This is a genomic window from Cellulophaga sp., assembly GCF_039943695.1.
Taxonomy (GTDB): domain Bacteria; phylum Bacteroidota; class Bacteroidia; order Flavobacteriales; family Flavobacteriaceae; genus Cellulophaga.
This window is the reverse complement of record NZ_JBDVAA010000114.1, coordinates 1-14,610: the sequence shown is the minus strand read 5'-3', so window position 1 is coordinate 14,610 and position 14,610 is coordinate 1. Positions and strand designations below refer to the sequence as shown.

At 32.9% G+C, this 14,610-nt stretch carries 8 protein-coding genes and 1 pseudogene; all 9 read left to right on the top strand.

The window, feature by feature from the left end; all coding sequences use genetic code 11:
* Positions 1–263, top strand: a pseudogene (locus ABJD66_RS08175) (6-bladed beta-propeller); the annotation flags it as partial.
* Positions 264–279: 16 nt separating this feature from the next.
* A complete protein-coding gene (locus ABJD66_RS08170; RefSeq protein ID WP_348130254.1) occupies positions 280–1,668 on the top strand; it encodes a c-type cytochrome domain-containing protein in 1,389 nt (462 codons plus the stop codon).
* Positions 1,669–1,690: 22 nt separating this feature from the next.
* Complete coding sequence (locus ABJD66_RS08165) at positions 1,691–3,181, top strand: alpha-L-fucosidase (protein ID WP_348130251.1); 1,491 nt, start codon at positions 1,691–1,693, stop codon at positions 3,179–3,181.
* Between the two features lie 296 nt (positions 3,182–3,477).
* Complete coding sequence (locus ABJD66_RS08160; protein WP_348130248.1) at positions 3,478–6,612, top strand: TonB-dependent receptor; 3,135 nt, start codon at positions 3,478–3,480, stop codon at positions 6,610–6,612.
* Between the two features lie 17 nt (positions 6,613–6,629).
* Entirely contained in the window at positions 6,630–8,432 is a 1,803-nt protein-coding gene (locus tag ABJD66_RS08155) for a RagB/SusD family nutrient uptake outer membrane protein (RefSeq protein WP_348130245.1), read from the top strand.
* An 11-nt stretch (positions 8,433–8,443) separates the two neighbouring features.
* Complete coding sequence (locus ABJD66_RS08150) at positions 8,444–10,000, top strand: hypothetical protein (protein ID WP_303544826.1); 1,557 nt, start codon at positions 8,444–8,446, stop codon at positions 9,998–10,000.
* A 144-nt stretch (positions 10,001–10,144) separates the two neighbouring features.
* Entirely contained in the window at positions 10,145–11,134 is a 990-nt protein-coding gene (locus ABJD66_RS08145) for a beta-agarase (protein WP_348130241.1), read from the top strand.
* Between the two features lie 122 nt (positions 11,135–11,256).
* Positions 11,257–12,918: a sulfatase gene (locus tag ABJD66_RS08140; protein WP_348130238.1), complete on the top strand. Its 1,662-nt coding sequence runs from the start codon at positions 11,257–11,259 to the stop codon at positions 12,916–12,918.
* A gap of 34 nt (positions 12,919–12,952) precedes the next feature.
* On the top strand, positions 12,953–14,578 hold the full coding sequence (locus ABJD66_RS08135) for a DUF5060 domain-containing protein (RefSeq protein WP_348130235.1): 1,626 nt from the start codon (positions 12,953–12,955) through the stop codon (positions 14,576–14,578).
* The last annotated feature ends 32 nt before the right edge of the window (positions 14,579–14,610 follow it).

Sequence of the window (14,610 nt, the reverse complement as noted above, 5' to 3'; positions counted from 1 at the left end):
TATGCTGGTCACAACCAAAAGTTGGTAAAACTAATTGGAAAGATCACACTGGTTTTGTTACTATTTTAGAGAACGATAAAGTAGTTTCTAATCCTGGAGGTACAGAGCCAGAATACAAAAAAGGAGAACTTCAAAAATCATATCAACTAAAAAACAAACCAATTTTACACGGTCATGATGTGTGCGTAGACGAAGATAAAAACCTCTACATATGTCAATGGAATGCAAATAAAACGGCTCCAATAAAATTAGAGCGCGTTTAAAAATTAAAAAATAAAAATGGAGAATAGTGTCCCAGATTTTGTATTGTTTTTAGGTAGGTTTCATCCGCTTGTGGTGCATTTACCTATTGGTTTTTTATTATTTGCCTTTTTACTTGAGGTTTTTAGTAGAGTTAAAAAAAATCCTGTTTTAACAGCAGGTATACCGTTAGCATTACTTCTTGGAGGAATAAGTGCTTTGGTTGCTTGTATTTTAGGGTATATGTTATCATTAAGTGGAGATTATGATGAAAATGCTTTAGATGCTCACTTTTGGTTTGGAGTAGCAACAACAGCATTGGCTTTTTTAGCTTGGTTAATTAGGATTGAAAAAATAAAATTATCAAACTATAAAAAAATACAACCCAATATAGCAGCACTTACGTTGCTTGTTATTGTTATAAGTGTAACGGGTCATTATGGAGGTAACCTTACCCATGGAAGCGATTATTTGGTAAAATATGCACCATTTAATACCAATAAAAAAATAGAATTAGCAGCAGTTACTAAGGTAGAAGATGCTGAGGTTTATGGCCATTTAGTAGCACCAATTTTAGAGAATAAATGTATTAGTTGTCATAACGATAGTAAAAAAAAGGGAGGATTATCTATGGTAGATAGTTTGTCTATGCACAGCGGTGGTAAAAATGGGGCTATTTTGGTTCCGGGTAATGCAGATGCGTCTGAGTTGGTAAAAAGGGTTTTATTGGATCCTCACAATGAAGATTTTATGCCACCAGAAGGCAAAACTCCTTTAACTGAAGAAGAAATAGCAATTGTAACATACTGGATAAATAGTTCTAATGCAGGTTTTAAAACTAAAGTTGCAAATGTAAAAACCCCAGATAATATTACAGCAATAGCAAGTACAATGCTAGGTTTTAATGCTGCTACTAATAATACAGAGGCTTTACCAACGGTAGGTAAAGTTAGTAGTGAGTTAATATCTAGTATAGAAAAAGAAGGTTTTAAAATTAGAGAATTGGTTTTTGAGTCTAATTTGTTTGAAGTAGTATTGGCTCCAAATACAGTAGTTGCCGGACAAGAAAATGAGTTGAAAGAAAAACTAGAAAAGCTACTGCCAATTAAAGAGAATATAATATGGCTATCTTTAGAAAATAATCAAGTAACAGACGAAAGTGTTAAGATTATAAGTAAAATTACTAATATCCAAAAACTGAAACTCAGTGGTAACCCAATATCAGATAATGCTATTACTCATCTTTTAGAATTAAAAAATATGACCAGTGTAAACTTATTTGGTACTAAAATTACCTCTAAAAGCTTAGAGATATTTTCTAAAATGAAAAATTTAAAATTTGCTTATGTTTGGCAAACTAGTATAGAACAGAAAGATTTAGAAAAATATGACGCCGCAGAAATCCCTAAAATAGTTATAGGACTATAACACCAAGGAATTGCAACCTACTATGAAAAAAATAATATTACTAAGTGCTTATTTGGTTTTACTACTTATGGGGTGTACGTCTCAGAAAATAAAAACTGAGCTTCCAAAAACTACTCATAAATATACTGCAGATTGGGAATCACTACAAAAATATAAGGTTCCAGAGTGGTACAAAGATTTAAAATTTGGAATATATTTTCATTGGGGACCATACACTGTACCTGCATATATGAATGAATGGTACTCTAGATGGATGTACGTAGATGGACATCCGATAAATAAATATCATAAAAAAACATATGGTAGCTTAGATGCTTTTGGTTATAAAGACTTTATACCAATGTTTAAAGCAGAAAAGTTTAATGCAGATGCTTGGGCAGATTTATTTGTAAATGCAGGCGCACAATTTGCAGGGCCAATTGCAGAACACACAGATGGTTTTGCAATGTGGGATAGTAAGTTAACCACTTGGGATGCCAAAGATAAAGGTCCAAAAATAGATGTTGTTGGGGCTATGGAAAAAGCCATAAAAACACGTGGTTTAAAATTTATAACAACTTATCACCGCCACTGGTTATATGCCTGGTACCCAACTTGGGATAAAAATACAGATGCTTATACGAGCAATTTTAGTGGTTTATACGGACCAAAAGTTCCTAAAGGAACTTTTGTAATGGCAAATAAACCAACAAATCCGTTACCAGATAATGATTTTAATAAAGAGTGGTTAAATAGGTTAACAGAGTTAACAACTAAATACGATCCGGACATTGTATGGTTTGATAATAAAATGGACATTATTGATGAAGATTATAGAAAACAATTTTTAGCAAACTTTTATAACCAAGGATTAAAAAATAACAAGGAAGTTGTTGTAACCTATAAATTTAAAGATTTAGCAGTAGGCTCTGCAGTATTAGACTTAGAAAGGTCTAGAATGAGTGAAAAAAAAGATTTTACTTGGCTAACAGATGACTCTATAGATTGGAAATCTTGGAGTAATGTTCAAAATCCTAATTACAAAACAAGCAACAGACTTGTAGATTTTTTAGTTGATGTGGTGAGTAAAAATGGTGCAGTTTTATTAAATATTACACCAACATCAGAAGGAGAAATTCCTGCAGAGGTTAAAGAACGTTTGTTACAAATGGGGGCTTGGTTAAAAGTTAACGGAGAAGCTATATATGGTACAAGAACTTGGGATATATATGGCGAAGGGCCTGCAGAAGTTGTAGAGGGACACTTAAGTGAACATAAAAATAAAGACAATACAGAAAAAGACATTCGTTTTACAACAAAAGACGATGTATTATACGCTACAGTTTTGGATTGGCCAAAGGATAAGGTTGTTATAAAATCTTTATCAAATAAAAAGCAAAAAATAAAACAGATACAACTTTTAGGTAGCACAGAAGATATTAGTTGGGAGCAAACGGCAATGGGTTTGGTAATACAACCATTAAAAAACAAAGTAGGTAACTATGCCTTTGTTTACAAAATAGAATTCTATTAAAAAAATAACTCACTTTTTACAAAAACCACTATTAATTCTACTTAAGTTTTATGGTGGTTTTTTGTTAGATTATCAATTTAAATAAAAATTAACTTTATTTTTTTATATTGACATTCTAAGTCTTGTTTTATTGTCAAAATAATATAATATCAACCATTTTGCTACCTTCAGGACGTTTTAGTTAACACTTTTTTAAGATTTTATACATATGTTTTACTTAAAAAAACATTTGTTACTACGCTTAAAGTAAATAAAATCAACATTTGTGTAACTAAACTTAAAAAACAATTATGGAAATGAAATTCAATTTACTTGTTAAGTCTAGACATAAAGCTTTTTTAACTATTCTTTTTTTTGTTATAGGCTTTGGTTTGGTTCAAGCGCAAACAAAAACCGTAAAAGGTAGTGTTACCGGAGACGGTGAACCGCTTTTAGGAGTAAGTGTGGTTGTTAAAGGAACTACTAATGGTGTAGTTACAGATTTTGATGGCAATTACGAAATAAAGGCAGAACCTAATAGTGTACTAATATTTAGCTACATAGGTTATTTAGCACAAGAACTTAAAGTAGGTTCAAAAACTACCATTAACGTTGCTATGAAAGAAGACATAGAGGCGTTAAAAGAAGTGGTAGTTATTGGCTATGGTGTACAAAAGAAAAGAGAAGTAACAGGAGCTGTTGCACAAGTACAGGCAGAAGATATAGAAAAAATATCTACATCAGACGTTGGTAGTGCACTGCAAGGGCAAATTGCAGGTGTAAATGTAACCTCTAGTAGTGGACAACCTGGATCAGATGCTGTAATACTTATTCGTGGTATTAACTCTGTTTTTGGTAGTAATTCACCATTGTATGTTGTAGATGGTATACCACAAGATGGTAACCCGCAATTAAGTGTAGCAGAGATAGAGACAATAGATGTACTTAAAGATGCAGCTTCTGCCGCAATTTATGGTACAAGAGGTTCTGCTGGTGTAATTTTAATTACAACAAAATCTGGTAAAGTTGGTAAAATGGATATTGGTATTACCAGCTATATGGGAGCACAAGATATAGTATCTAGTGTGCCTTTAATGAATTTTGAAGATTCTATGTACAGTCAGTTTGTAAGGTTAAATAATATTAACGGCACTTTTCCCAATAACTCTTTTACAACACTAGAGCAAAACCGTTATGATTTTACCAATAACACTAACTTAATGGATATTCTTCAGAATGATATGGCTTTAATTCAAAATCATAATCTTAATATCTCTGGAGGTAAAGAAGGGTTACGCTTTAATGTATCTGTAAATTATTTTGATCAAGAAGGTTCTTTAATCAACTCAGGTCTAGAAAGATTAAATGTAAGAGCAAATACAACATACAAAAAGGGCAAATGGACATTTACAACTGGTATAGGTTTAAGAACTGATGAGCAAGAGTATACACCATGGCAAATACTATTAGATGGGTATAGGTACAAACCTTATCAGCAGCTTATAGACCCTAGTGCACCAACGGTAGATGATAGTGCAGGTGCACCAAATAGTAATGACGCAACTAACTTAAGTTTTTTAATGTCAAAGCTTAAGCAGTCTGATGTTAGAAATGGAGATAATTTTGATGCTCGTATGCAAATAGATCATCAACTACTTTCTAGTGTAAAACTTACAACAAGAGCTTCAATAAGCAGAACTAACAATACACGTGTTAGAATTAATCCTTTATTTACAGCATATTCTGTAGAGGGAGATTTAATTCCTCAACAAGTAAGATCTGGTGTGTATAACCAAAGTGATAGATCTACTAGTGCAACTATAGATGGTATAGCAACTTTTAATAAAACATATGGAGACCACCATGTAACTTTAGTAGGAGCAATAAGTGCAGAAAAATACACTTACGATTCTTTCTTTGCTCAAAAGTTTGATCTTTTTAATAATGAAGTTACCAACTTAAATGGTGCAACTTTAGATGCTAATGTAGGAACGGGTAACGGTTATGGGCAAGATAGAACCAATACGTTAATTGGTATGCTTGGACGTTTACAGTATGATTATAAAGGTAAATATTTAATAAGCGCCAGTTTAAGGCGAGATGGTACTAGTCGTTTTTCTGAAGAAAATAGATGGATATATGCCCCTTCTGCATCTGCAGCTTGGATTGTATCAGACGAAGAAGGATGGGATAAAGTTTTTGGAAAAACTTTCAATTTCTTTAAAATGAGATTTAGTTATGGTACAACTGGTAACCAAAGTATTTTAGATTATAGTACAGCACCAACTATAGGGTTAGGACATGATTATGTTTTTGGTACGGGATCAGATCAGGTATTGGTTTTAGGAGCTATACAAGAAGCATTTAAAAACCCTAAAGCAAAATGGGAGAAGAAAATAGAGAAGAACTTTGGTATGGAGTTCGGTTTCTTTAATAATAAACTTACCCTAACTAGTGAGGTTTATGACGGGTCTAGAACAAATATGCTGTTTCCTGTTATTTTGCCACCAACTGTTGGTGGAGGTAACAACTCTAGCGTAATATTAAATGTTGGCGATATGCGTAACTATGGTACAGAATGGAGTGCTAGTTACAAACACAAAGGAAAGTTTAGTTGGAACGTTTCAGCTAACTATTCTAAAAATGAAAATAGAATTACAAGAATGAGTGATTCTAATAAATTTTCATTTTTAGGAGGTAGTCAAGTAGCTCCAGGTTTACCAGGAGAAGATTTAGTAACAGCTCTTAGAGAAGGGTATGAAGCTGGCGCATTCTTTTTAGTAGAAACAGATGGGCTGGTAACAACACAAGCAGAACTAGATGAGTACAGACAGTTAGACCCTACTGCAAATTTAGGAGATCTTAGGTATGTAGATCAGCCAACAGTAGATACCAATAACGACGGTATAGCCGATGCTGGAGATGGAGAAATTACATTAGATGATAGAGTCTATAAAGGTAGTGGTGCTCCAGAGTATGAGTTAGGTTTAAACCTAAATGCTAACTATAAAAATATAGATTTCTCTATGAATTGGTATGCAGCAATAGGAGGAGAAATTATTAATGGTAGTAAAGCATACGCATATAAGCAAGGTACGCACCAAGACTTAGTTCATCAATGGACACTTTCAAATCCAACTTCAACTGTTCCTGCAGACAGAGGCAGAGATCATTTTAATTATAGAGGATATACAGATTACTGGCTGCAAGACGGAAGTTTTGGAAGATTAAGAAATGTAACTCTAGGGTATACTTTACCTAAAAAATTAAATGAAAAGCTTAATATTAATAAATTAAGATTTTACATAGCAGCAGATAACCTATTAACTATTACAGGTTATGATGGTTTTGATCCAGAAATTGGAAATGACGGATTAAGTACTCGTGGTATTGATGCAGGTGTTTATCCAATAAGCACACAGTACAGAGCTGGTATTGAATTTAAATTTTAATAAAAAAAGAACTAGAAATGAAAAAATTAATAGTTAACAAAATAGCTGTTGCTTTACTGTGTGTTATATGCAGTACAGCATGTTCAGATGATTATTTAGAAGAAACCAATCCTAATGAGCTATCTACAGGTAGTTTCTGGAAAAATAATGTAGATCTTAATGGAGGTTTAACTGCTGTATATAACGCTTTTAAAAATACAAGTATTTTCAATGTAGTATCAGACAATCATAGATCAGATATGAGTTGGCCAGGATTTGGTAGGCCAAACACGCAAAATTCATTTTATCTGCAAACTTTTAATGATGCAGAAAATGATATTAGAAATAAATGGTCTGCAACTTATACTGTTATTTTTAGATCAAACCAAGTTATCTCAAACGGAGAAAGGTTAATAGCAACCTATAAGGACCAAGATAAAATAGATTTTGCAACACAAATTATTGCTCAAGCTAAATTTTTTAGAGGCATATCTTACAGTTACTTATACAATATGTATAATCAAGGTAGTGTTCCAATTTTTGATTTTGTTCCAGAAGCAGAAAGTGATTTTTACCAACCATTAAGCTCTGCAAGTGAGGTTAAAGCTTTTTACTTAGCAGACTTAGAATTTGCGTATGAAAATTTACCTCCAGTCTGGGATGGTAACTCTAATGTTGGTCGTGTAACTGCAGCTGCAGCAGCGGCAGAACTAGGAAGAAGTTATTTGTATGAAGAAGATTATACAGCAGCAGAAGTTTATTTTAACGATATTATAACTAATGGAGAATACGGTAGAGCCCTTGTAGATAACATAGGAGACAATTTTTCTGAAGCAGGTGAGTTTAATTCAGAATCTATTTTAGAGGTTAGCTACTCTATAAACTTTAAATCAGAGTTAAACCCTTATGATAGTCAAAACGTATCTAATGTTTTAAGTAGAATATTTGCACCAGGAAATTTAGGAGGTTATAGAGCTTCTATGCCAAGTGCATGGTTGCAATTGGCTTATAAAAATGAGGAATTAGATATGAGTGACCCAAGAAATTTTGTCCCTTGTGAAGACGGTGAAGAAGGTTGTGATCCTGTTACTTTAATGAGACCAAGGTCTTACTCACTGCGTGCATCTTATTCTATTGCGGTGGTAGATGATATGGATACTCCTTATTACGGAGGTTTATCTACAGCAGACGCAACTGTATTTAATAATAAAGAAACAGCTTATTTTAGAAAATACACAAATTGGGCAACTGTAAATACAGAGAGTGATATTGTACCTAATACACGTTCTGGCTTAAACATACGTTTGGTACGTTTAGCAGATGTTTATTTAATGTTGGCAGAGTGTTTAATTAAAGGAGGTACAGATGACGCAGGAGTAGAACAAGCTATGGCTTTAGTAAACGAGGTAAGACACCGTTCTGCCTTAAAACTAATAGGCCCTAATGGTTCTGGTACATATCCAGGAGCAGATCATGATGATATTGCGTATGATGCAAAAACTTTAATGGAGCATTTAATGTATGTAGAAAGACCATTAGAGTTATCTGAAGAAGGACATGCAACTCGTTTCTTAGATTTAAGACGTTGGGGAGTTCTAAAAGAACGTTTCCAAGATCTAAGTCAAAGAAGATATTGGGCAGATAATTATCCTTTTATAGACAAAGAAGGTAAACCTTTAACAAGATGGGGTTCTATATTAAAAGAAGGAGAAAGTCCTATTGCTAATGGTTTTACATTTATAGATTACGCACAAGCTGCAGTAAATTATAATGAGAGTGTACACGGATATTATCCTATACCAAATAGTGAAGTTACTGCTAATCCAAATTTGAATAACTAAAAAAAGATATTATGAATAATAGATTAATTTTAATAGCATTAATTATATCGCTTATCACAGCGTGTAATAGTGATGATTATGATGCTCCTAATTCGTTCTCAGATGTATCTTGGTATACAAGTGGTTTTAGAGATACTATAGTTAGTGTTAGTGTAAATGATTTTGCTTCATTTTCAGATTTATCTCAAGGAGAAATATCACATAAATGGACAATAGAGCAAGGAAGTGCTTTTTTAAAAGGGCCAATAACCCGTAAAGATTCTATTTATGATGAGTTTATTATTAAGCCACAGTCTTTAGAAAGTAAAGATAAAACAGTACATGTTTTATTTACAGAAGGTGGTTTAAAAAAGGTAAATCTTTATAATGAGTTTAAAGAATACGTAGAATTTAAAGGGGCAGATGGTTTTGTTTTTCCAGCAAAAGAAGTAGGTAACAAATGGGTTATAGATACTACTTTTGTGGTAGATGTTTATGATACCATTGTACCGCAAATACTAATTCGTCAAAACGGCGTAGTTGTTCCTCATGAGTTAGAGAGTGATGTAATTACCGTAGAAGCAGGGTCAGAATTAGAGTTTGTAGATGTTACAACTATTGGTCGTCCTAATACAAGGTCATGGCAAATAGGAGATATCACAAGCACAGATTCTCTTGCAGTTGTACAATTAAATCAATTAGGATCTTTTAAAGCATCTTTAAATATTAGTAGGCAAGGAGAAACTATACCTGCAGATTATGACAGATATAACATTGCAGCTACAATAAATGTGGTGCCATCATCATTACCTTTTGAGGTTGCTGGTGATTTGGTAGAGTTAGAAAACCAAACTATACAAATACCATATAATGGAGAATTTAAACCTTTTGCAGATCAAAAATCCTTTTTTACTGTAAATGTAAATGGCTCACCTTTTACAATTTCAACAATTAGTTTAAACTCTTCTAATGCTACTATTTTAGAAATAAAACTACAGGATCCAATATACAGATCTGATGATATTACAATTTCTTATGATGGTAACGGAACTTTAGAGTCTACAGATACTCGTATACCAGCAGCGTTTACAGATTTGCCTGTTCAAATGTACCAACATGAAGCAGTACGTTATGACATTGAAGATGGTGGAGTAAACTGGACAACTAAAGATGATAATTTACCAACTACAACTGTAGCGCCATCAACAGAACAAGCTGCTAGTGGTCAATACAGTATAAAAGTAGATGCAGCACAATCTGGTGCTTGGTCTGGGTTTCATAATATTGTAGACCAATATTCATTAACAGCAGGGGTAACTTATCAGTTAGAATATAAAATATATAAGCAAGCCGGTGCAGTAATAAATATGAATGGACCTTGGATACAGAAAGACGGAGAAACTGCATTTCAGTTTTGGAATAACGTAGTTGCTACAGCGGCAGAAGATACTTGGGTTACTGTAAGTCCTGCTCAAAGGTTTACTGCAGGTACTACAGCTAGTGATTATGAAATATATTTAAGACACAATGGTATGGGTGTTATATATTTTGATGATATTAGAATTATGGAAGTAGATGAAAGACCATAAAAAATAATTTATTAAAAATAAGGCTCTACTCTACAAAGTAGGGCCTTTTTTATGCTTAAAAAAGGGCGTTGTCTATTTTTTGTACAGTTTTTTTTTGTGTAAAAACCATAAGCATTCTACAATTTTGGCTAAAACTAATTTACAATGATAAAATTTAAAGCAACAATACTCTTCTTATTTTTTTATGTGGTTTCATGTAGCAATAGCAGCTCTATAGATAAAGCAGAAGATGAGCAGGTAGTAGAAAATCCAGATAAACCCGTAGAAGAAGCTGAAGAAGAACCAGAAGTAACTTGGAAAACCATACCAGTACCTGCAGATGCAGGAGAAGGTAATGTTTGGGAGTTTCAAGAGACATCAGATAATTTTGATTATGAAGCACCTGCAGATAATAAAGGAGCAGATTTTGATGCTAAATGGACAGATTTTTACCATAACCAATGGGCAGGACCAGGATTAACTGAATGGAGAAGAGACCACTCTTTAGTAAAGGATGGTTACTTGCAAATGGTAGCTAGTAGGGTGCCAAACTCAAACAAAATTCATTTAGGTTGTATAACCTCAAAAGAACAAGTAATTTACCCAGTGTACATAGAGGCAAATGTAAAAATTGCAAATACTACATTAGCATCAGATGTTTGGCTTTTAAGCTCAGATGATACACAGGAGATAGATATTGTAGAGGCTTACGGAGCTAGTTACTCAGAGTTAGCACAGGCAGACCAAACTTGGTATGCAGAGCGTATTCATTTAAGCCACCATATGTTTATTAGAGAACCTTTTCAAGATTACCAACCAACAGATGCAGGTAGTTGGTACAAAGATGAGGTTGGTACGTTGTGGAGAGAAGATTTTTATAGAGTAGGTGTATACTGGAGAGATCCTTTTCATTTAGAATATTATATAAACGGAAAATTGGTAAGAACAACTTCTGGTGAAGATATGATAGACCCTAATAATTTTGCAGAGGGCAAAGGTTTAAGTAAACCAATGGATATTATAATTAATGCAGAAGATCAAACATGGAGATCCGATAAAAACATTACACCATCTGATACAGAATTGGCTAATAAAGAAAACAATACTTTTAAAGTAGATTGGATTCGTATTTTTAAACCAGTTAAAGCAGATTAAATGTATTAATCATATGTTTTATTCATAAAATCATATGTTATTATTTATTACTAAAAAAAATGTAACTTTTGTAAAGCGCTTTAATTAGCGCTTTTATTTTATCAAACTAAAACCTACTAACAATGTTTAAAAAGCTATTTTGTTTTTCAATATTTATAGCAACTATTATTTCTTGTAGCGAAAAAGAAAAAATAGCTATAGAAACCAAAAAACCAAACATAATATATATTATGGCAGACGACCATACGTCACAAGCTTTTGGTATTTATAACAGTAGGTTGGCTAGTTTAAACCCAACACCTAACTTAGATAAAATTGCTAATGAAGGAATTATTTTTGATAATTGTTTTGTTACAAATTCTATTTGTACTCCAAGTAGAGCAACTATGATTACAGGACAATATAGTCAGGCAAATGGTGTACTAGATTTAGAAGGTCACATACCGCCAGAAAGGCAATATTTACCACAAGAAATGAAAAAGTTAGGGTATGAGGCTGCAGTGGTTGGCAAATGGCATTTAGAAGATGAGCCTGCTACTTTTGACTATTATGCGGTATTGCCAGGACAAGGTAAATACCATGATCCAGAATTTATAGTACAAGGAGACCAAGAGTGGCCAAAAAACAGAATACAAACAAAAGGACATTCTAGTGATAATATTACAGATTTAACTATTGCTTGGTTAAAAGATAAGCGAAACAAGGACAAACCATTTTTTTTAATGCATCATTACAAAGCACCTCATGACGATTTTGAGTATGCGCCTCGTTATAAAGATTATTTAGAAAACACATATATTCCAGAACCTGCAAGTTTATATGAAAATGGTAATAACGGTTCTATAGCTACCAGAGGGGCAAATGATTCTCTTTTGCGTGTAGTTGGCTCATCAGTATCTAAAAGAAATATTGTTAGGAGTATGGGAATGAGAATTTGGTCTGATGAGTACACAAAAATATCTAACCCAGAGTTTGATGCAGCAAAAAGTATTTCTTTGGATATTACAGATAAAGAATATACACATAAAACGTACCAAGAATACTTAAAAAGGTATCTACGTTGTGTAAAAGGGGTAGATGATAATGTAGCCAGGTTGGTTAAATTTTTAAAGGATGAAGGTTTGTATGATAATACCATAATTGTGTACACAGGTGACCAAGGTTTTATGCTGGGAGAACATGATTATATTGATAAAAGATGGATGTATGAAGAGTCTATGCGTATGCCATTTTTTGTACGTTATCCAGAAAAAATAAAGGCAGGTACCAGAACAGATGCTATAATTAACAATGCAGATTTTGCGCCTACTTTAATAGATTTGGCAGGAGGTACAGCTCCAGAACAAATGCAAGGAAATAGTTTTAAAACAATTTTAGAAACAGGTAAAGAGCCAAAAGGTTGGCAACAATCTACTTATTATAGGTACTGGATGCATATGGCACATGCACACGCAAATCCTGCTCACTTTGGTATTAGAACAAAACAATATAAACTAATATTCTTTTATGGTAAATATTGGGTAGACACCAAAGACCCTAACGCAACATGGAACAAAAAAAGTTGGGGTAATAAGTTTGATATGGATACACCAGCTGCGTGGGAGTTTTATGATTTAAGTAAAGATCCTAAAGAAATGAATAATGCCTATAATGACCCAGCCTATAAAGACATAATTAAAGAACTTAAAAAGCAGTTAAAAACCAAGCGTAAAAGTTTAAATGAGGAAGATGGTAGTAAGTTTCCGCACATACAAAAAGTGATAGATGAACACTGGAATGACTAATAATTAAAATGATGAACATATAAAAAACACTGTTATGCAAAATGTATTAAGGCTTTTAATAGTTGTTAGTTTGTTAACTTTTACAACAGCAACTGGTCAACTTAAAAAAGAAAACTATACGTATAACACTGTTTTTAATATTCCAAAGTGGGAGGTTTTAGATATTACATTTACAGTAAACAAAAAAATATCAACTCCTTATACCGCTAATTTTTATGCTGTTTTTACCCATACAAATGGTACTGTACAACAAGTACCTGGCTTTTACAATGGTAATAAAGAGTGGGTAATTAGATTTTCTAGCTCGTTAAAAGGTAATTGGAGTTTTACAACCAAAGGAGACATAAAACAACTAAGTAATAAAACAGGAACGGTGTCTGTTTCTGATGCAGTAGGCAATAACCACGGAGGTATAATAGTACATAAAAATGATCCTCAAAATTTTTATTATGAAGATGGTACCCCTTACTTTTTACTAGCTTTTGAGTGTGACTGGCTTTATGCTTTAGATTATCATGATAAAAATGGGACTCCAAAGACAAACCATCTTTTAGATCTTTTAAGTAAAAACGGATTTAACCAAGTGGTTATGAATGTGTTTTCTTATGATGTAAGTTGGAAAAAGGATGACAAGTTAAAAGAGTATCCAAAGCATGAATTTGGTGGTCCAAAAGATATTTTTCCTTTTTTAGGAAATAATGAAGCGCCTAATTATACATCTTTAAACCCTAATTTTTTTAAAAAACTAGACCGTACAATTAGTTTAATGCATGACAAGCGTATAGCAGCCCATTTAATGATTTATGTATGGAATAAACTAGTTGCTTGGCCAGATATGAATACAGCAGCAGATAATATGTATTTTGATTATGTGATAAAACGCTACCAAGCATTTCCTAATATTGTTTGGGATATATCTAAAGAAGCATTGTATTATGGCAGAGCAGATGAAGATTATATTCATGGAAGAATAGATAGGTTAAAAGCAAATGACAAATACAACAGGTTGGTGTCTGTACATGATTATAAATACTGTTCTAATTTTCCAGACAAAGTAGATTTTATTTCTTCCCAAAATTGGTCGCACAATATTTACAACAAAATGTTAGAGGCCAAAACAAAATTTAAAAACAAACCCATATTTAATATAGAACACGGGGGTTATGAAGAATCTCCGTATACTGTTTTTACAGGAGACTATACCAATGCAGAAACCTGTTTACGTCGTAATTATATGTGTTTGTTTGCAGGTGTTTATACAACGTATTACTGGCAAGGAACCTCATGGAATGTAATTATTTATAACCCTTTTGAGCAACCTAAAGAGTTTTATAGGCCAAAGTTTATATACTTTAATCATATGCAAAAACTGTTTAGTAAGTTTCAGTTTCATAAAATGAAACCAACTCCTTGGCACAACGGTAGTGGTTATAACTTAACAGATGATAAAGGCACTGTTTTGTTATATATACACAAAGAAAACTACGGCATAGATGCTGCATTTTTAAAAAAGAAAGAAGAAAGTAGAACCGTACAATGGTTTAATACATTGACAGGTGAGTTTACAAAAGAAATAATTATAGATAAACCGGGTAAATTCAGGTCTCCGTGGGCAGGAGAAGCAGATTGTATACTAATTTCTAGGCTTAAAAAGGTGTAAAAACTACGAATTAGACATTTGGTCTACTATAA